The organism is Candidatus Allofournierella merdavium (genome assembly GCF_944382735.1).
GTDB classification, from domain to species: domain Bacteria; phylum Bacillota; class Clostridia; order Oscillospirales; family Ruminococcaceae; genus Allofournierella_A; species Allofournierella_A merdavium.
Map to the genome: position 1 here is coordinate 121,256 of NZ_CALWND010000009.1, position 19,614 is coordinate 140,869.

The 19,614-nt window shown below is 69.5% G+C and carries 16 protein-coding genes; 4 read left to right on the top strand and 12 right to left on the bottom strand.

Features of this window, described 5'->3' with window-relative positions:
• Positions 1-48: 48 nt before the first annotated feature.
• From ACH2A7_RS09190 to ACH2A7_RS09210, 5 genes are all read right to left on the bottom strand, one after another.
• Positions 49-2,046: a fructose-specific PTS transporter subunit EIIC gene (locus ACH2A7_RS09190; RefSeq protein WP_394961539.1), complete on the bottom strand. Its 1,998-nt coding sequence runs from the start codon at positions 2,044-2,046 to the stop codon at positions 49-51.
• Positions 2,047-2,132: 86 nt separating this feature from the next.
• Positions 2,133-3,032: a 1-phosphofructokinase gene (gene pfkB, locus ACH2A7_RS09195; RefSeq protein WP_394961540.1), complete on the bottom strand. Its 900-nt coding sequence runs from the start codon at positions 3,030-3,032 to the stop codon at positions 2,133-2,135.
• Positions 3,029-3,784 carry a DeoR/GlpR family DNA-binding transcription regulator gene (locus ACH2A7_RS09200; protein ID WP_394961542.1) on the bottom strand — a complete coding sequence of 252 codons (756 nt, stop codon included), beginning with the start codon at positions 3,782-3,784 and terminating at the stop codon, positions 3,029-3,031. The genes pfkB and ACH2A7_RS09200 overlap by 4 nt, the downstream gene beginning before the upstream one ends.
• 310 nt (positions 3,785-4,094) lie before the next feature.
• Positions 4,095-5,717 (bottom strand): phosphoenolpyruvate--protein phosphotransferase, encoded by a 1,623-nt coding sequence (locus ACH2A7_RS09205; RefSeq protein ID WP_394961543.1) that lies wholly within the window; start codon positions 5,715-5,717, stop codon positions 4,095-4,097.
• Between the two features lie 64 nt (positions 5,718-5,781).
• Entirely contained in the window at positions 5,782-6,930 is a 1,149-nt protein-coding gene (locus tag ACH2A7_RS09210; RefSeq protein ID WP_394961545.1) for a patatin-like phospholipase family protein, read from the bottom strand.
• Between the two features lie 265 nt (positions 6,931-7,195).
• Between ACH2A7_RS09210 and ACH2A7_RS09215 the strand changes: the two genes are divergently transcribed.
• Entirely contained in the window at positions 7,196-9,298 is a 2,103-nt protein-coding gene (locus ACH2A7_RS09215; protein ID WP_394961546.1) for a sodium-translocating pyrophosphatase, read from the top strand.
• Between the two features lie 66 nt (positions 9,299-9,364).
• On the opposite strand, the gene ACH2A7_RS09220 is transcribed toward ACH2A7_RS09215, so the two are convergent.
• The gene (locus ACH2A7_RS09220; RefSeq protein WP_394961548.1) at positions 9,365-9,496 is read right to left on the bottom strand and encodes a hypothetical protein; all 132 of its coding nucleotides are present in this window, start codon (positions 9,494-9,496) and stop codon (positions 9,365-9,367) included.
• 118 nt (positions 9,497-9,614) lie between these two features.
• Here ACH2A7_RS09220 and ACH2A7_RS09225 point away from each other — a divergent pair, with 118 nt between their 5' ends.
• The 3 genes from ACH2A7_RS09225 to ACH2A7_RS09235 all read left to right on the top strand — a co-directional run bounded on the left by ACH2A7_RS09225 (position 9,615) and on the right by ACH2A7_RS09235 (position 13,576).
• Positions 9,615-11,045: an FAD-dependent oxidoreductase gene (locus ACH2A7_RS09225; RefSeq protein ID WP_394961549.1), complete on the top strand. Its 1,431-nt coding sequence runs from the start codon at positions 9,615-9,617 to the stop codon at positions 11,043-11,045.
• Positions 11,038-11,877 (top strand): hypothetical protein, encoded by an 840-nt coding sequence (locus tag ACH2A7_RS09230; protein ID WP_394961551.1) that lies wholly within the window; start codon positions 11,038-11,040, stop codon positions 11,875-11,877. The genes ACH2A7_RS09225 and ACH2A7_RS09230 overlap by 8 nt, the downstream gene beginning before the upstream one ends.
• Positions 11,878-11,974: 97 nt before the next feature.
• Complete coding sequence (locus tag ACH2A7_RS09235; RefSeq protein WP_394961552.1) at positions 11,975-13,576, top strand: hypothetical protein; 1,602 nt, start codon at positions 11,975-11,977, stop codon at positions 13,574-13,576.
• Between the two features lie 189 nt (positions 13,577-13,765).
• Here ACH2A7_RS09235 and ACH2A7_RS09240 read toward each other — a convergent pair whose 3' ends face one another.
• The 6 genes from ACH2A7_RS09240 to sdaAB form a co-directional block, all read right to left on the bottom strand.
• Positions 13,766-14,185, bottom strand: coding sequence for a hypothetical protein (locus ACH2A7_RS09240; protein ID WP_394961554.1), 420 nt, complete (start codon positions 14,183-14,185; stop codon positions 13,766-13,768).
• A 16-nt stretch (positions 14,186-14,201) separates the two neighbouring features.
• On the bottom strand, positions 14,202-15,713 hold the full coding sequence (locus ACH2A7_RS09245) for a DNA methylase (RefSeq protein ID WP_394961556.1): 1,512 nt from the start codon (positions 15,711-15,713) through the stop codon (positions 14,202-14,204).
• A gap of 58 nt (positions 15,714-15,771) precedes the next feature.
• Positions 15,772-17,124, bottom strand: coding sequence for an MATE family efflux transporter (locus ACH2A7_RS09250; RefSeq protein ID WP_394961558.1), 1,353 nt, complete (start codon positions 17,122-17,124; stop codon positions 15,772-15,774).
• 94 nt (positions 17,125-17,218) lie between these two features.
• Positions 17,219-17,809 carry a YitT family protein gene (locus ACH2A7_RS09255; RefSeq protein ID WP_394961559.1) on the bottom strand — a complete coding sequence of 197 codons (591 nt, stop codon included), beginning with the start codon at positions 17,807-17,809 and terminating at the stop codon, positions 17,219-17,221.
• Positions 17,810-17,988: 179 nt separating this feature from the next.
• A complete protein-coding gene (gene sdaAA / locus ACH2A7_RS09260; protein WP_394961561.1) occupies positions 17,989-18,921 on the bottom strand; it encodes an L-serine ammonia-lyase, iron-sulfur-dependent, subunit alpha in 933 nt (310 codons plus the stop codon).
• A 15-nt stretch (positions 18,922-18,936) separates the two neighbouring features.
• A complete protein-coding gene (sdaAB, locus tag ACH2A7_RS09265; RefSeq protein ID WP_394961563.1) occupies positions 18,937-19,596 on the bottom strand; it encodes an L-serine ammonia-lyase, iron-sulfur-dependent subunit beta in 660 nt (219 codons plus the stop codon).
• Between the last annotated feature and the right edge of the window lie 18 nt (positions 19,597-19,614).

Here is a 19,614-nt window from a genome sequence, read left to right on the forward strand (position 1 = left end):
TGAGGTGAAAAGCGGGGGGCGCACAGCCCCCCGCGCGGTTCACAGGATTCAGGCTTCCTTGTTCTTCTTGAGCAGGGCCAGCATGGCCATGCCCACCACGCTGCCGGCCACCAGGCTGATGACGTAGCCCGCCACGTTGGTGACCACCGGGAAGACGAAGATGCCGCCGTGGGGGGCCATCAGGCCGCAGCCGAACACCATGGAGAGCGCGCCGGCCACCGCGCTGCCCACCACGCAGCTGGGGATCACCCGCAGGGGATCGGCGGCGGCAAAGGGGATGGCGCCCTCGGAGATGAAGCACAGGCCCATGATGTAGTTCACCGGGCCGGACTTGCGCTCGTCGGCGGTGAACTTCTTCTTGAAGAAGGTGGTGCACAGGGCGATGGCGATGGGGGGCACCATGCCGCCCACCATGACGCTGGCCATCATCTGATACTCGATGGCCCCCTGGCCCGCGCCCGCCGCCAGGGCGGTGGCGATGGCGCCGGTGCCGGTGACGTAGGCAGCTTTGTTGAAGGGGCCGCCCATATCGATGCTCATCATGCCGCCCAGCACAGCGCCCATCAGCACCTTGCTGGTGCCGCCAAGACCGGCCAGGAAACCGGTCAGCGCGGTGTTCAGCGCGCCCACGATGGGCCCGAAGGCACACATGAACAGGCCCATGAACAGAACGCCCACCACGGGGTAGATCAGGATGGGCTTGATGCCCTCCAGGCTGCGGGGCAGCTTGTCACACAGCTTTTCCAGGCCCAGCATGAAGTAGCCGCCCACGAAGCCCGCCAGCAGCGCGCCCAGAAAACCGGAGGAGACGGCCGTGCCGGTGCCCAGGATGGTGGCGAAGCTGGTGCCGGCAGCCGCCAGGCTGCCGCCCACGAAGCCCACCACCAGGCCCGGCCGGTCGGCGATGCTCATGGCGATGTAGCCCGCCAGGATGGGCAGCATGAAGTTGAAGGCCGCGTTGCCCACCGTCTTGAAGAAGGCGGCCACGGGGGTGCCCATGCCGAAGTTGGCGGCGTTGTTCGGGTCAAAGGTGTCCAGCAGGAAGGCCAGGGCGATCAGGATGCCGCCGCCGATGACGAAGGGCAGCATGTGGGACACGCCGTTCATCAGGTCCTTGTAGGTCTTGCGGCCCAGGGACTCCTTCACCGCGGAGGAGGCGGCCTCCGCGGCCTCGCCGCCGCCCTGGTGGTGGTAGACGGGCACCTTGCCCTCCTCCACCTGGCGGATCAGCTCCTCGGGACGGTGGATGCCGTCGCTCACCGGCACGAACAGCACCGGCTTGCCGTCAAAACGGGCGGTCTCCACGTTCTTGTCGGCGGCCACGATGATGCCGTCGGCAACGGCGATCTCGGCGGCGGTCAGGGCGTTCTTCACGCCGCCGGAGCCGTTGGTCTCCACCTTCACGGTCACGTTCATGGCTTTGCCGGCCTTCTCCAGCGCCTCGGCGGCCATGTAGGTATGGGCGATGCCGGTGGGGCAGGCGGTGACCGCCAGCACCCGATACTCGGCACCCTCGTTTTTGGCGGCCTTGGCGGCGGCCTCCTCGCTGGTCTCCACCGACTCCACGCCCGGCACGCCCGCCTCACCGTACTTGGCGGCCTCGGCCTTGTCGATCACCGCCAGGAACTCGTCGGTGGTCTTGGCGGCCCGCAGCGCGGCGGTGAAGTCCGCGTCCATCAGCAGCACCATCAGGCGGCTGAGGATCTCCAGATGGAGGTTGCCGTCCATGGGGGCGGCGATCATGAAGAACAGGTCGCTGGGCTTTTTGTCCATGGCGCCGTAGTCCACGCCCTCGGTGAGGGTCATGGCCGCGAGACCGGGGTTCGCCACCGCGTCGCTCTTGGCGTGGGGCACCGCGATGCCCGCCTCGATGGCGGTGCTGCTCTGGGCCTCACGGGCCAGGATGGCCTCCTTGTAGGCGGCCTTGTCCGCCAGGTGGCCGCCGGCGGCCTGCAGGTCGATCAGGGTGTCGATGGCGCTCTGTTTGTCAGCCGCCTGACCGCCCAGCAGGATGCTCTGGGGTTTGAGCAAATCTGTGATGCGCATGTTGTTCCTTCCTCTCGGTGTTTTTTATCTGTATAAAGCAAAGGCTCTGCCCGCTTTGGGTCAGCAATGGGGAATGGGGCCCGGTATCAGCGCCGCAGCAGGGCGTCGATCTCCGCCCGGGTGGCCAGGGTGTCGGAGAAGGCGGTGGCGCTGCCGCAGGCGGAGCCCAGGCGCAGCGCCCAGTCGTAGTCGCCCTTTTCCAGCCAGCCGGCCACAAAGCCGGCCACCATGGAATCGCCCGCGCCCACCGAGTTCTTCACCTTGCCCCGGAAGGCCTCCAGCCGGTGCACGCCGCCGGTCTCGTCCAGCAGCAGCGCGCCGTCGCCCGCCATGCTCACCAGCACGTTGCGGGCGCCCTTTTGCTGCAAAAGGCGGGCGCAGTCGGCGATCTCGTCGTCGGTGGAGAGGGTGCGGCCGAAGATCTCGCCCAGCTCGTGATTGTTGGGCTTGACGAGGAACGGCCGGTAGGGCAGCACCTTCACCAGCAGCTGGCCGGTGGCGTCCACCGCGCACAGCACCCCTTTGGGGGCCAGCTGTTCCAGGATGCGCTGGTAGATGTCGCTGGGCAGGCTGGCGGGAATGCTGCCCGCCAGCACCAGCACGTCCCCCGCGCCCAGGGCGTCCAGCTTTTTGAACAGTTGCCGGAGGGCGTCGGCGGGGATGTCCGGCCCGCGGCCGTTGATCTCGGTCTCGGCGGAGGCCTTGATCTTCACGTTGATGCGGGTGAGCCCCCCGGGCAGATGGATAAAGTCGGTGGTCACTCCCCGGCGGGCCAGGCCCGTTTCCACGGCGTCGCCGGTGAAGCCGGCCACAAAGCCCAGGGCCACGCTCTCAAAGCCCAGCTGCCCCAGCACGCAGGAGACGTTGATGCCCTTGCCGCCCAGCTGGATGTCCTCGCTGTCGGTGCGGTTCACGTCCCCCGGCACCAGGTCCGACAGGCGCACCACATAGTCCAGCGCGGGGTTAAAGGTAACGGTGTAGATCATTGGTCCGGTTCGACCTCCTTGACGATGGCGTGTTTGGCGTATGTTTTGTCCGGCAGGCGGTCGGTGAGGATGCAGGCCCGGTCCAGCGGGGCGATGGACACCGCCGACACCCGGCCGAACTTGGAGGAATCCGCCAGCACATAACTCACATAGGCCTGGGTCATGGCGGTGGATTTCACCAGCGCTTCCTCCGGGTCGGGGGTGGTGTAGCCCTGGCTGAGGGCGATGCCGTTCACCCCCAGAAACGCCTTGGTGAAGTTGTAGCGGGAGAGGCTTTGCACCGCCGCCGCCCCCACGATGGCCTCGGTGCCCGGCTTGAGCATACCGCCCGGCACAAAGGCCCGAAAGCCCTTCTGCACCAGCTTTTGCGCGTGCATCACCCCGTTGGTGATGAACACCGCGCCCCCCGGCTGCAGAAAATCCAGCATCATCAGGGTGGTGCTGCCCGCGTCCAGAAAGACCACGTCGTCCGGCTGGATCTGCCGGGCCGCGTAGCGGGCGATGGCCTGCTTTTCGGCCACGTTCTGCTGCTCCTTGGCGCTCATGGTCTCCTCGCCCGCGTCGAAGGTGTCCTCCCGGGCCACGGCGCCGCCGTGCACCTTGTTTAGTTTGCCCTGCCCGGCCAGGAGTATCAGATCCCGCCGGATGGTGGACTCGGAGGTGTTCAGCGCCCGTGCCAGCTCGGTGACGGTGGCCGCCCTCTTTTTGTGCAGCAGTTCCTGGATCACAGCGAACCGTTCCTCTGCCAGCATGCCGTCACTTCCTTTCTTCTGCCTTCACTATACCACGTCAAATAATCAAAATCAAGCATAAGCATGCATATTCGTGCACAAGCTTCCCGGATTATTTTGGTCAACCTGCACAGTTTTGACGTAATTCGCGGGAAAAACGGGGGATGGACGGGAAAAAGCGCGCGAAATCCGCAAAATTCGTGCGCGTTCGGGCGGCGCGCAGAAAAGCGGCCCGGTGAGAACACCGGGCCGCTTTGGGCGGAAAATGTTTTTTACAGGGACCGGCGGCGGGCCTCCCGCGTCAGAAAGCCTGCCGCAGCATCCGAAAAAATCAGGGGTCGGCGGGAAGGGTGAGATCCTCCTCCAGCAGACGGGCTTTGACCTGCAGCAGGCTGGCGGCCTCGGTGGCGAAGCAGCGCACCCCCTGGCGGGCGTAGCGCACCACCTGGTTGGGGCTGCCCGCGTGCACCCCGCAGATGCACACCGGCACGCCCGCGGCCTTGGCGGCGTCCAGGGCCATGCCCACCAGCCGGTGCACCGCCGGGCTTTGCCCGCTGAAAAATTCCGAAAAACGGCTGTCCAGCCGGTCGGCGGCGTAGGTGTACTGGATCAGGTCGTTGGTGCCGATCACCAGAAAGCGGCAGCCGGCGGCCAGGATGTCCGGCGCCAGCAGGGCCGCGCTGGGGGTCTCCACCATGCAGCCGAACTCCAGTTCCTCGTTGAACACCACCCCCCGGCGGCGCAGGGCGCGGCGGGCCTTCTCCACATGTTCCATGGCCTGCAGCCAGTCCTCGGGGGTGCTCACCATGGGGATGGACACCCGCAGCGGCCCCCGGGTCCCCGCCCGCAGCAGCGCGCACAGCTGCTCCTCGAACATCTGGGGATGGGCCAGGCTCATCCGCAGCCCCCGCATGCCCAGCGCCGGGTGGGGAGAATCCTCGGTGAGGCCGGGCACGCTCTTGTCCGCCCCGATGTCAAAGGTGCGCACCGTCACCGGCTTGCCGCCGGCGGCCTGCAGGCAGCTGAGGTAGAAGAAATACTGCTCCTCCTCGCTGGGCACGCGCCCGGCCATGATGGAGAACTCGCTGCGCAAAAGGCCCACGCCCTCGGCCCCCGCCTGCATCGCCAGCTCCACGTCCTCGGGGCCGGAGCAGCTGGCCAGCAGGGCCACATGGGTGCCGTCCTTGGTGCGGCAGGGCCCCGCGCCCAGGGCGGCCAGCCGCTTTTTCAGGATGGAGGCCCCCACGATGCGCCGCTGGGCGTCCTTGCGGGCGGCCTCGTCCGGCTGGAGGATCAGGCAGCCGTTGTCCGCGTCCAGCACGCCGCCGCCGGCGCAGTTCTGCTCCAGAAAGGCGCCGCCCAGCTGCACCACCGCCGGGATGCCCATGGTGCGGGCGATGATGGAGGCGTGGCTCTGCTCGCTGCCCTCGGCGCAGGCCACCCCCAGCAGCATCCCCCGGCCGATGGCCACGATGTCGCTGGGGTAGAGGAATTCGCTGATGAGGATGGAGGGGGTCTCCAGCCGCAGGGGGGTGCGGGGCCGCCCGTCCAGGATGTTCACCACCCGGCGGCAGGCGTCCCGCACGTCCATCGCCCGCTGGCGTATGTACTCGTCGTCCCCCGCCTCGATGCGCCCGGCGTAGATCTCCGCCGCCCGCTCCACCGCGGGGGCGGCCCCCGCGCCGGCGGCGATGTAGGCCGCGATCTCCCGGTTGAGGCCGGGGTCGTCCAGCATCACCCGCTGGAACAGGAAGATGTCCTTGTCGGTGCCCTCGGCGGCCTCCTCCAGCTGGCGCAGTTCGTCCTTGGCCAGCACCACCGCCGCGTTCAGCAGCGCCTGCTCCCGGCCGGGGGTCTGCACCACCCGCTCCAGCCCCGGCCCGCTGTGATGCAGCCGGCGCACCGGCCCCATCACCAGGCCGGGCGACGCCTTTGTGCCCTGATACACCAGCATGGATCCTCGCCCTCCTCTCGCTGCCGGCCTGCCGGCCGGGCTCAAAACGGATGCGGTCGGCGCCTTACTGCGCCGTCAGAACAAAGCGGACCAGCGCCGTCAAAAACTCGCCCGGGGCGGCCGCGGCGGCCGCGGACTCCTTCAGGCACAGGCCCGCGCCCTCCCGGAACAGGGGGGCAAAGCGGGCCGCGGCCGCGCCGTCGCTCTTTTCCAGAAAGGCCGCGCACAGCCCGTCGGCGGTGTAAAGGCCCACCGGGTCCACCCCGGCCAGTTCGGCCGCCCGCTCCAGCGGCAGCAGCGCCCGGGCCGGCCCGGCGGGGCAGGCGGATTCCATCGGGCGCAGCGCCGCGCCCTCCGCCAGCGCCAGGGCGGGGTTGCGGCCGATGGCCGCCCGCAGCACCCGGGCGTAGGGCCGCACGAACCGCTCGGCCAGCTCCTTCTCCTCCCCCGCGCGGATGGCGTAGGCGGTGCCGGAAAGGCGGCCGAAGGCGCGGTAGCAGTCCTGATAGCCCAGGGCGATGTTCCGCCTGGCGGTGGCGGGCTCGAAGCGCAGGATGGGCCCCAGGTCCCAGTAGCTGCGCACGAAGGTGGTGGGCAGGCCGGTGAGGTTGGGCAGGGTGACGCCCACCCCGTCCACGTCCACCGCCAGCAACTCCTCGGCCCCCATCCGGGCCGCCAGGCCCAGGGGCATGTTGTCGGACCAGCCCCCGTCGATGTACTCCTCCCCGTCGATGACGTGGGGCCGGAAGGCCGGGAAGCAGGCGGCGGAGGCCAGCATGTAGTCCGCCAGTTTGCCCTCGGGGATCTCCTCCAGGGTCAGCTTCAGGGGCTTCAGGGTGTTCTTCTGCACCGTCACCAGGCCGTAGCGCACCGGCGAAGCGCGCAGGGCCTTTTCGTCCACCACCCGGCGCACCGTGGCCTCCAGGGGCGACACGTCCATGCCGCCCTGTTCCACCGCCGCCTGCAGAAAGGCGGCCCAGTCGGCGGGGCGGCCGTCCGCCGCCGGCTCCATCACCTGCCCGTCCCCGATGGTGAGCCACATCTCCTGGGCCAGCTCCCAGTCGTCCAGCGCGAAGAGCGCCCCGTTCAAACACCCCACCGAGGTGCCGGCGATCACGCCGCAGCGCCAGTCCAGTTCGGTGAGGGCTTTGTAGACCCCTACCTGGTAGCTGCCCCGGGCGCCGCCCCCGGCCAGCACAAGACCCTTTGTCATCCCTGCGTCCTTTCCGGCCCGGACGGGCCCCTGTTGCGAAGTCTTTTATGTATACCATATTATACCACGAATTTATGACGGAACAACGGCGGATCGGTAAAACCAAAATGACAAAAAATCAGCATATTTTACAAATTATATTGCCCTTTGTGGAGAAAGAGGATATAATGAAACAACAAGAGTGCGTCGCCCGTAGCCTGCCGCGGAATGCGGCAGGCTGTTTTACATGGGGACGCCCAACATCAAAAGGAGGGTTTTGGTTTCTATGGACGCAATGCTTCTTGTGGCGGCGGGCGCGGTGCTGGCGCTGGCCTTTGCCGCCACCATGTTCCGGCGGGTGAAGGCGCAGCCCGCGGGCACCCCGCAGATGGAGAAGATCTCGAACGCGGTGAGCAGCGGCGCCACCGCCTATCTGAAGCGGCAGTACAAGGGCGTGGCCATCTTTTTCGCCGTGGTGTTCTGCATCCTGCTGGTCATGGCCGCCGCGGGCCTTTTGAGCTTCTTCACCCCCTTCGCCTTTGTCACCGGCGGCTTCTTCAGCGGCCTGGCGGGCTTCATCGGCATGAAGACCGCCACCATGGCCAACTGCCGCACCGCCAACGCCGCCTCCGAGAGCCTGAACCGCGGGCTGCGGGTGGCCTTCTCGGCGGGCAGCGTGATGGGCTTCACGGTGGTGGGGCTGGGCCTTTTGGACCTGTCCTTCTGGTATTTCTTCCTGCGCTTCTGGTACACCACGGTGGACCCGGCGGCCACCTCCGAACTGCTGATCCAGAGCATCACCTCCAACTTGCTCACCTTCGGCATGGGCGCCTCCAGCATGGCGCTGTTCGCCCGGGTGGGCGGCGGCATCTTCACCAAGGCCGCCGACGTGGGCGCCGACCTGGTGGGCAAGGTGGAGGCGGGCATCCCGGAGGATGATCCCCGCAACCCCGCCGCCATCGCCGACAACGTGGGCGACAACGTGGGCGACGTGGCCGGCATGGGCGCCGACCTGTACGAGAGCTATGTGGGCAGCATCGTCTCCACCAGCACGCTGGCGGTGGCCGCGGGCTACGGCGTGGGCGGCGTGGGCGTGCCCATGCTGCTGGCGGCGCTGGGCGTGGCCTGCTCCATCGTGGGCAGCTTCTTTGTCAAGACCAAAGAGGGCGCCAGCCAGAAGAACCTGCTGGCGGCCCTGCGCACCGGCACCTACATCGCCAGCGCGCTGATCATGGTGTGCGCCTGGTTCGCGGTGCACTGGCTGCTGCCCGCTGAGAACGCCCTGGGGGTGTTCATCGCGGTCATCAGCGGCCTGGTGGCGGGGGTGGCCATCGGCGCCATCACCGAATATTACACCTCCGACACCTACAAGCCCACCCAGCGGCTCAGCGCCTCCAGCGAGACCGGCAGCGCCACCGTCATCATCAGCGGCCTGTCGCTGGGCATGCTCAGCACCGTGGCCCCGGTGGTGATCGTGGGCGTGAGCGTGCTGATCAGCTACTTCTGCGCCGGCGGCGCGGCCGACTTCAACATGGGCCTTTACGGCGTGGGCGTGAGCGCCGTGGGCATGCTCAGCACCCTGGGCATCACCCTGGCCACCGACGCCTACGGCCCCATCGCCGACAACGCCGGCGGCATCGCCGAGATGACCCACATGCCCGCCGAGGTGCGCCAGCGCACCGACGCGCTGGACTCCCTGGGCAACACCACCGCCGCCACCGGCAAGGGCTTTGCCATCGGCTCGGCGGCCCTCACCGCCCTGGCCCTCATCGCCAGCTACATCGACAAGGTGCACCAGATCAAGCCGGACATCGCGCTGGATCTGTCCATCACCAACCCCACCACCCTCATCGGGCTGTTCGTGGGGGGCATGCTGCCCTTCCTGTTCGCGGCCCTCACCATGGACGCGGTGGGCAAGGCGGCCCAGAGCATCGTGGTGGAGGTACGCCGGCAGTTTTCCACCATCGCCGGCCTGATGGAGGGCAAGGCGGAACCGGACTACGCCCGCTGTGTGGACATGTGCACCCGCAGCGCCCAGAAACTGATGCTGGCCCCCGCCCTCCTCGCGGTGATCGTGCCGGTGGTGGTGGGCCTCATCCTGGGTGTGAACGGCGTGGCGGGCCTCTTGGCAGGCACCACCGTCACCGGCTTTGTGCTGGCGGTGATGATGGCCAACGCCGGCGGCGCCTGGGACAACGCCAAGAAATACATCGAGAGCGGCCAGCACGGAGGCAAGGGCAGCGACTGCCACAAGGCCGCCGTGGTGGGCGACACCGTGGGCGATCCCTTCAAGGACACCTCCGGCCCCGCCATCAACATCCTGATCAAGCTGACCAGCATGGTCTCCATCGTGTTCGCCGGCCTGATCGTCGCGGTGCATCTTCTGTAAATCCGTCCAATCAAAATCGGGAGCCCCGGGGCCGAAAGGCCCCGGGGCTCTCCCTCTTTTTGCCGGTCAGCCCTGCTTCAGCTTTGCCAGCAGCCGGGCCGTTGTCATCATGCCGGTGCGCTCAAACCGCCCCAGCCGGAACAGGCACTCCGGCGCGCGGGTGAGCCGGTTGGCCTTCTCCTCGCCGGTCATGGTCACCCGCGCCCCGCCTGCGCCGGAGGGAAGGGCCCGTTCGGCATAGGAGTGGGCCGGGCGGCCCACACTGTTTTCAAAAAGAGGCCGCCGGACAAGCCGCCGGCGGCCATGGGAGGCAGGTATGGGTTCCATCTGGGAGAAAAGCTGGCAAATGCCCCGCCGCGGGCGGCTGGAAAAAAATATTTGCGCCGACGCGGCGGTCATCGGCGGCGGCATGGCGGGGGTGCTCACCGCCCGGGCGCTGGGTCGGGCGGGGCTGCGGGCGGTGGTGCTGGAGGCCGGGCGGCTGGGGGGCGGCGCCACCGGCCACACCACCGCCAAGGTCACCGCCCAGCACGGGCTGTTCTGCGCCGCGCTGCTGCGGGCGGCGGGCCCGGCGGACGCCCGGCTCTACGCCCGGGCGAACCTGGCGGCGGTGGAGGACTTCCGGCGGATGGTGCGGCAGGAGAACATCGACTGCGACTGGGAGGACTGCGCCGCCGCCGTCTACGGCGGCCGGCGGGCGGTGCTGGAGGTGGAGGCCGCCGCGGCCCGGCGGCTGGGCTTGCCGGTGACCCTCACCGCCTCCACGCCGGAACTGCCCTTTGAGACCGCGGGTGCGGTGTGGCTGGAGGGGCAGGCCCGGTTCCACCCCCTCAAGTTCCTGGCGGCGGCCGCCGAGCCGCTGGAGGTCTACGAGCACACGCCGGTGCGGCGGGTGGAGGGCGACACCCTCCTCACCCCCGGCGGCAGGGTCCGGGCAACGGCGGTGGTGTTCGCCTGCCACTATCCCTTTGTGGATTTTCCGGGCCTGTACTTTGCCCGGATGTACCAGCAGCGCTCCTATGTGGTGGCGCTGGAAGGCGCGCCGCTGCCCGACGCCGTCTACATCGGCGCGGGGCCGGAGGGCCTCTCGCTGCGCCGGTGGCAAAACTACCTGCTGCTGGGGGGCGGCGGCCACCGCACCGGCGAGGCGGACAAGGGCGGCTATCCCCCGCTGCTGGCCCAGGCGGAAAAGTGGTTCCCCGGCAGCCGGCCGGCGGCCCGCTGGTCCGCCCAGGACTGCATGACCCCCGACGGCCTGCCCTATGTGGGCCGCTACGCCCCCTCCCGGCCGAACTGGTATGTGGCCACCGGCTTTCACAAGTGGGGCATGACCGGCTCGATGCTGGCGGCGAAGCTGCTGGCAAATATGATCTGCGGCCGGCCCGACCCGCTGGCGGCGGTGGTGAGCCCCCGGCGCTTTTCCGCCGCCGCCCTGGGCCGGGCGCTGGCCCAGGGCGGGCAGGCGGTAAAGGGGCTTGCCCGGCGGTTTCTGCCCGCCGGGGCGGGGCCGGACTCCCTGGCCTCGGGGTCCGGGGGCGTCATCCGGCTGGAGGGCGAGACGGTGGGCGCCTGGCGGGAGGCGGACGGGCGGCTGTGCGTGGTGGATCTGCGCTGCCCCCACATGGGCTGCCGGCTGGAGTGGAACCCCCACGAACGCAGCTGGGACTGCCCCTGCCACGGCTCCCGGTTCGACCGCTACGGCCGTCTGCTGGACGGCCCGGCCCAGAAGGAGGCGCGCTATGGCTGAACGGTATTTTTGCGGCTGGTATTTCAAGTGCCAGGGCCCCGGCGGCAGCCTGGCCCTCATCCCGGCGGCGCACGCGGGGGGCGGCTCGCTGCAGCTCATCACCGCCGGCGGCAGCTGGAACATCCCCTTCGCCCCCGGCGAGACGGCGGTGAGCGGGGCCCGACCCCGGGCGGCGCTGGGGCAAAACCTCTTTTGCGAGCGGGGCCTGCGCCTGGCGGTGGACGCGCCGGGCCTGTGGGCAGAGGGCGAGGTGCGCTTCGGGCCCCTCCTTCCCCCCGCCTACGACGTCATGGGCCCCCTGTGCGCCCTGCCCTTTCTGCAGTGCCGGCACCGGGTGGCCAGCATGGCCCACCCCCTCGCCGGGCGGCTGGAGGTGAACGGCCGGGCCTTTGACTTTGACGGGGGCAGGGGTTACCTGGAGGGGGACCGGGGCCGGTCCTTCCCGGCGGGCTATCTCTGGACCCAGTGCTTTTTTGAGGGCGGCTCGCTGATGCTGGCGGTGGCCGACGTGCCCCTGGGGCCGGCGGCCTTCCGGGGGGTCATCGCCCTGGTGCGGCTGGCCGGGCGGGAGTGGCGGCTGGCCAGCTACCTGGGGGCCCGGGCCACCGCCCTGGGGGGCGGCGGGGTGACGGTGCGCCAGGGGGACCTGTGCCTTGCGGCCCGGCGGCTGGGCGGGCCGGGCCGGGCGCTGCGGGCCCCCGCCGCGGGGGCGATGGAGCGCACCGTGCGGGAGAACCTGGTCTGCCCGGCGCACTACCGGCTGACAAAGGGCGGCCGGGTGCTGCTGGAACTTGCGGCGCCAAACGCCTCTTTTGAATACGAGTGGCCCTGAGGGGGCCGCGGCCGGGCGGGCGCTCCGCCCGGCCCTTCTGTTTTGCGCCCGGATGTGGTATACTGGCCCTGTAAAACTGCATTGCGGGGTGCTTTGGATGACCGGGACGAAAACCGAACAACGACGGGCGGCGCAGCTGGCGTGGCGGGCCGCCGGCTGGGTGTGGCTGGCGGCGGCCTGGCTGGCGGGCCTGGCGCTGGTGTGGCGCTTCGGCCGCGCTCTGCTGGACAGCGACATGGCCTCCGAGATGGTGCTGGCGGACCTGTTGAACAAAGAGGGGGGCGTGCTCAGCCAAAACTGGTACTACTCCACCGAGCTGCGGGTGATCTGCCAGCAGCTGCTGTTCAAGCTGGGGCTGCTGGTCTTTCCCGGCAGCTGGCACGCGGCGCGGCTGCTGGCCCAGGGCCTTTTGTCGGCGCTGCTGGCGGCAAGCTACCTCTTCTTCGCCCGGGGCGCGGGGCTGTGGAAAAGCGCCCCCTGGGCGGCGGGGGCGCTGCTCTGCCCCTTCGGCTTCTGGCAGCTCTACCACGGGGTGTTCGGCGGGTTTTACTTTGTGCACATGGCCTTTGTGCTGGCCAGCTTCGGCCTGGCGGTGCGGCTGTGCCGCCCGGCCTCCCGGCGGCGCACGGGCCTTTTGGCGGCGGCGCTGGCGCTGGTGAGCTTTGCCGCCGGCCTCAACGGGGTGCGGCTGCTGATGAACCTGTATGTGCCGCTGGCGGCGGGGTGCGCCCTGCTGCTGGCGCTGCGCTGGCTGCGGGCCCCTCTGGGCCCCGGCGCGGCGCGAGACCCGGAGGCGCGGGCCTTTGCCGCCGCCCTGCTGGCCTGCGCCGGCGGCTGCGGGGGGTATCTGGTGAACCGGGCGGTGCTGGCGGCCCGCTACACCTTCCTGGACCAGAGCGCCCGGGCCTGGACGGCCCTCACCCTGGGGGGCGTGCTGGAAAGCTGGAGCGATTTCCTCGCCCTCTTCGGCTACCCGGCGGACCGCTGGCAGCAGGGCGCCACCGGGGCGGTGCCCCTCTTCTCGCTGCCGGGCCTGCTGGGGGCGGCGGGTATCCTGCTGGCGGCGGCGGTGGTGGTTGCCCTGGTCTGGCTGCTGCGGCAGGGGGACGCGCTGCCCTTCGCCCTGCGGCTGACGGGGGTCACCCTGGCCGCCTGCCTGGCGGTGGACGGCCTGGTCTTCGCCTGCATGAACGACGGGGAGGCCGTCAACGGCAGCTACTGGCTGCCGGTGGCGCCGCTGGCCGTCGCGGCCCTGGCAGCGATGGCGGAACGCTTCCCTCTGCGGCGGTGTGCCCTGCGCCGGGCGCTGGCGGAGGCGCTGGCGGCGCTGGTGGTCTGCGCCAGCACCGGCACCACCCTGCGCTTTGCCGCCGCACCGCCCCACGGCAGCCTCGCCCTGGAAACGGTGGCCGGCTGGCTGGAGGAGCAGGGGTATACCAGGGGCTACGCGACCTTCTGGCAGGCCAACGTCCTCACCGAACTGTCCGACGGGGCCATCGAGGTGTGGCAGGTGGAGGACCTGGCCTCCCTGAAAATGCGCCCCTGGCTGCAAAAGACCAGCCACGCCGCGCCCCCGGAGGGCCGGGTGTTCGTGCTGGCCGGCCCCGGGGAGATCGACCGGTCGCTGCCCTGGGCGGCCGTGGCCGAGGCGGTGTATTCCGACGAGGCGGGCTATGTGGTCTTCGCTATGGAGCAATGACAAGGGGATCGCGGCAAAATGGCCGCGCCCGAAACAGCGCGAAAAAAAGCGGGTCCGGAAAGAGGCGAACTTACCTCTTTTGGGACCCGCTTTTTCGGCTTTTTGAGGAGCCGCCGTCCTTCCCCGGTTCCATGGCGGACCGGCCGCGCGCTCGCCGCCCCGCGGAAGAGCGGCGATTTTTCCACACGTTCACAAAAAGTCGGGGAAAATTTCGCTCTCCAGCCCCCGCACCGCCGCCAGGGGCAGCCGCCGCCCGCCCTCAAAAAGCAGCAGGCCGGCGGCCTCGTCCACCCGGCGCAGCCGCCCGGTGAACACCCGCAGCGCCCCGCCCTCCTTTTTTTCGTCCGGCTCGAACCAGGTCACCGTCACTTCCGGGCGGCGGGGCAGGTTTTCCACCAGCAGACGCAGCTTTTCATCCAGCGCCGCCGCCCCGTCCTCCGCCAGTTCCACAGCCGGCTCGGTGAGGCGCGCCGCCTCCCGGATGGCCGCCTCGTAGCCGGACAGGGCCGCGAAGGGGGAGAACTGGGCCGCCCGCTCGGCGCCGGTGAGGGGCTTCGCCCGCCGGCACACCGGGCGGGGCAGGTGGATGATGTCGTCGTAGCGGCCCATGGCTGTTCCCTCCCTCTCACGCCTTGTGGCCGCCGATCTGGCCGTTGCGCAGCTTCCCGGTGGCCCCCTCCTCCAGGTCCATGCCCTTGAGGATGGCGTTCTTTCCGTATTTTTGTTTGATGCCCAGCATCGCCTGCTGCATCTTTTTCTCCCGGGCCCGGCGGGCGGCGGCCTCCTTTTGCCGGGCGGCCTCCGCCTGCCAGTCGTGGAAGAGGTCCAGCTGGCGGCACACCACCGCCGCCTCGGCCTCCGCCTCCGGCAGCACCCGCCCGGCGGTGAGGGTCAGCCGCCGCACCAGCAGCGCCGGGTCGGCGATCTTGTCCATCAGCGCGCCGGCCGCCGCCACCAGCTCCCGGGCGGAGGCGGTGGGCGTTTCCAGTTTGGCGGTGCCGTGGGCGGGTTTCGGCACCCGGCGGCCGTAGTGGTCGGTGACCACCGGCCCGTGATAGGCGGCCTTGCGGGCCGGGTCGGTGAGGTTTTCAATGTCGTAGCCCACCGCCAGGGTCAGCCGGTCGGTCACCAGGCCCTGAGCCACCAGGTCCAGCGCCAGGGCGTCCGCCATCTCCCGCACCGCCAGCGCCGCCTTGGCAAAGGGGTAGGGCTCCTGCAGCACCTGCCCGCTGCCAAGGCTGTGGTCGGCGGGCTTGTAGGCCTTGATGTCCGCCATGGTGCAGCTCTCGAAACCCCAGGCGTGGTCGATCAGCAGTTCGGCGTTCACCCCGAACAGCCGGAACAGCTTCTCCTGCCCCGCGTCCGAGAGGGACAGGCGCGCCACATCCCCCAGGGTGGCAAGGCCGTTTTCCTCCAGCCGCCGCGCGATGCCCCGACCCACCCGCCAGAAGTCGGTGAGGGGGCGGTGGTCCCAGTATTTCTGCCGGAAGCTGCCCTCGTCCAGCCGGGCCACCCGCGCGCCGTTTTCGTCCGGCGGGCAGTGCTTGGCCTCGATGTCCATGGCCACCTTGGCCAGATACAGGTTCGGCCCGATGCCCGCCGTGGCGGTGATGCCGGTGGCCGCCAGCACCTGCCGCACCGCCTCGCGGGCGAAGGCCTCGGCGGTGACGCCGGCGCTTTTTAAGTAATCGGTGGCGTCGATGAACACCTCGTCGATGGAGTACACATGGATGTCGTCGGGGGCGGCAAAGCGCAGGTACACCTGATACACCCTGGCGCTCATCTCGATGTAGTGGGCCATCCGGGGCGGGGCCACCAGAATGTCCATCTCCAGGCCGGGGTCGGCGGCCAGGGCCCTCTCGTCCCAGCTTCTGCCGGTGAACACGCCCCCCGGCGCCCTTGCCCGCCGGCGGCGGTTGGCCTTTTCCACCGCCTGCCGCGCCTCGAACAGCCGCGCCCGGCCGGGCACGCCGTAGGCTTTCAGCGCCGGCGACACCGCCAGGCAGATGGTCTTGTCGGTGCGGGCCTCGTCCGCCACCACCAGGTGGGTGGCCATGGGGTCCAGCCCCCGCTCCACGCACTCCACCGAGGCGTAGAACGATTTGAGATCGATGGCAAGATAGGTGCGTTCGCCCAAAAAGCCCGCCCCCTTTCCCCTTTATTGTACAGGGTTTCGGGAGCGGGCGCAAATCCAATTATTGCCCGGGAACGAGGGCGGCCTCGATGGCCCGGCGGCGGGCCAGCCAGTAGACGAGGCCCGCGGCGTCCGCCAGCAGCCAGCCGATGGGCACCGACCACCAGATGCCCGCCACCCCGAAGAAGGGCAAAGCGGACAGGGCGTAGGCCAGCGCCACCCGGGTGCCCAGGGAGATGACCGTGAGCACCATGCTCATGGAGGGCAGCCCCACCGCCCGGTAGAGGCCGTAGAACAAAAACAGGCAGCCGATGGCGGGGTAGAAGGCGCCCTCGATGCGCAGGTACTGCACGCCGATGCCCAAAATCTCCGTCTCGGAGGCCTCCACAAAAATGCGCATCAGCGGCTGGGCGAAGAGGAACACCAGCGCGCTGACGGCGGCGGAAAAGCCCGCCGCCCAGCCCGCCGCCGCGGCCATGCCCCGGCGGATGCGCTCGGGCTTGCCCGCGCCGTAGTTCTGGGCCACGAAGGTGGAGAAGGCGTTGCCGAAATCCTGCACCGGCAGATAGGCGAAGGCGTCGATCTTCACCCCGGCGGCGAAGGCGGCCATCACCGCCGGCCCGAAGGAGTTCACCCGCCCCTGCACCAGCAGGATGCCGAAGTTCATCACCGACTGCTGGGCGCAGGTGAGCAGCGAAAAGCGGGCGATGCGGGAAAGGTTCTCCCGCCCGAGGCGCCGCTCGCCCCGCCCCGGCAGCAGCTGGGGCCAGCGCAGGGCGGTGTAGGCGGTCATCGCCGCGCCCGAGAGGTACTGGGCGATCACCGTGGCCGCCGCCGCGCCCTCCACGCCCCAGCCCAGGCCCACCACGAACCACAGGTCCAGGGCGATGTTCACCCCTGCCGAAAGGCCCAGGAACACCAGCGGGGCCGCCGAGTCGCCCACCGCCCGCACCAGGCAGGCGAAGAAGTTGTAGAGGAAGGTGGCCGGGATGCCCAGAAAGATGACCCACAGGTAAGCCCGCATCAGGCCGTAGTTTTCCGCCGGCACCTGCAGAAAGCGGAGGATGCCGTCCAGAAAGAGAAAGGCGAAGGCGGTGAGCGCCGCCGTCAGCGCCGCGATCAGGCAGAAGGCGGAAAAGACGCTGCGGCGAAGTTCCGCCAGGTCCCGCCGGCCCCACTCCATCGAGAACACCGCCCCGCTGCCCAAAGCAAGGCCCAGCAGGATGGAGGTGAGAAAGGTCATCAGGGTGTAGGCCGAGCCCACCGCCCCCAGGGCCGCCGCCCCCAGAAACCGCCCCACGATCAGGGTGTCGGCCACATTGTAAAGCTGCTGCAGCATGTCCCCCGCGATGAGGGGCAGGCTGAACAGCAGCATGGTCTTTGCCACCGGGCCGGTGGTCAGGTCCTGCCGCATGGGCTCGCCTCCCGCAAGCGTTTTTCGGCGCCCCGCGCCGGGGCGGCCATCCTCTATCATATACCCCCGGCGGCAAAAGCACAAGAGCCGGGTCTCAGGCCCGCAGCAGCCGCTCCAGCGGCTGCCGCACCCGCCCCAGGATCAGGTTCACAAAAAAGCCGGTGCACAGCGCCGCGATCACCGTGCCCTCCCGGGTGCCCTGCACCGTGAAATGGAAGAACAGCAGCGACAGCGCCACCGCCCCCAGCACGCACACCACGTCAAAGGCGATCTTCAGATCGCCGAAGCGCTTGCCGGTGGTGTCGGCCAGGGCCTTGACAAAGGCCTCGCCGGAGTTCATGATCACCCCCGCCACCACCGAGGGCGACACCCCCAGCGCCAGCACCAGCGTGCCCAGCACCACCAGCCCCAGCCGCACCGGGTAGGCGCTCACCGGCAAAAAGCCCGCCAGCCACACACCCAGGTCGGTGAACCAGCCGAACAAAAAGGACAGGGGCACCTGCAGCAGCTGCACCGGCGAAAAGCGGCGGCGCAGCAGCAGGATCTGCCCGGCAATGAGCAGGAAATTCCAGAGGATGAGCCAGCTGCCCAGGCTCAGGGCGGTGGCCTTCAGGCTCACCACCAAAAGAAAATACCGCCGGGCCAGTTCCCCGCGGCTCATGACGTTGGTTTCGTTCTCTTTCATATTCTTATCCTCTCTCCCTTTCCCGCCCGCCGCGCAACTCAAAAAAACGACAAGACCCCGCAGGGTCTCGTCGTTTTGAACCATTGCAGCAGCCGCGCGGCGCGGTGCACTGTGTATTCAACCTTTATGGTATAGCACAGCGGAAGGCCCGCGTCAAATCCTCACCCGCCGCCGGGCGTTCATCGGCCGCCGCAGCCGCCGCAGCCGGCGCAGCCCTCCTCCGCGGGGCGGCCGAACACCTGTTCGTAGAGCCGGCGGGCGGTGGGGGTGGCGGCAAGGCCGCCCTCGGCGGTCTCCTTCAAAGCGGGGGACATGGCGTCCCCCACCTTTTTCATGGCCGCGATCACCTCGTCGGCGGGGATGGCGCTGGCGATGCCCGCCAGCGCCAGTTCGGCGGCCACAAAGGCCCCCGCCACGCCGGAGGCGTTGCGCTTGATGCAGGGGATCTCCACCAGGCCCGCCACCGGGTCGCACACCAGGCCCAGGATGTTCTTCAGGGCGATGGCCACCCCGTCCGCCGCCTGCCGGGGCGTGCCCCCCGCCAGTTCCACGATGGCGGCGGCGGCCATGGCCGCCGCGCTGCCGCACTCGGCCTGGCAGCCCCCCTGGGCCCCGGCCACACAGGCGCTCGTGGTGATGACCATGCCCACCGCGCTGGCGGTGAACAGCGCCATCACGCAGTCGTGTTCGGCGCAGCCCTTCTCCTTTTGCATGGTGAGCACCGCCGCGGGCAGGATGCCGCAGCTGCCGGCGGTGGGGGCGGCCACCACCCGGCCCATGGCGGCGTTCAGCTCGCTCACCGCCAGCGCCCGGTACAAAGCGCCCCCCAGCACCCCGCCGGTGAGGTTTTTGCCCGTCTCCACCGCCCGGCGCATCCGGAAGGCGTCGCCCCCGGACAGGCCGCTGGCCGAGCGCAGGCCCTCCTCGCTGCCCGGCTCGATGCAGGCGGCCATCACGGCGTAGGTGTCCCGCATGCGGGCGTACACCGCTTCCTCGCTCTGTTCCAGCTGCCGCGCCTGCTGGCGCAGCACCAGCGCCGAGATGGGCTCGCCCGCCGCCTCGGCGGCGGCCACCAGGCCGGCGATGGAATCGTATCTCAGTTCTTCGGTCATGGCGTTCTCCTTGCGTCAGATGGGCTGTAACATGGTGGAGGAGAGGATGTTGGGCAGCGCCTCCACCTCCCGGTTCAGCTTGGGCTCAAAGCTGCCGTCCAGCTCGATGGTCATCACCGCCACGCCCCCCTTTTCCCGGCGGGCCAGGCGGAAGTTGCAGATGTTCACCCCGTGGGCCGCCAGCACGTCGGCCACCGCGGCGATGGTGCCGGGGGTGTCCCGGTGCAGCACGATCAGGGTGGTGTACTGGCCGGTGATCTGCACCTCCATGCCGTTGACCGAGGTGATGAGGATGTTGCCGCCCCCCACGCTGGCCCCCTGCACCGTGACGGTGCGGCCCGCGGCGTCCCACAAAAGGATGCGGGCGGTGTTGGGGTGCGCCCCGTCCAGTTCCACCGTCTCGATGGTCACGGCCAGGTGCGCGGCGGCGGCCAGTTCCGGCGCGCGGCGGATGCGCTCGTCGTCCGGGGCCATGCCCATGATGCCGGCGATGATGGCCTTGTCGGTGCCGTGGCCCTTGTAGGTCTTGGCAAAGCTGCCGTGCAGCTGGATCACCGCCCGCGCCGGCTCGGCGGCCAGCAGCGCCCGGGCCACGCCCCCGATGCGGGCCGCCCCGGCGGTGTGGCTGCTGGAGGGCCCGATCATCACCGGGCCCAGGATGTCGAAAACGTTCATGGCCTGTCGCCTCCTGCA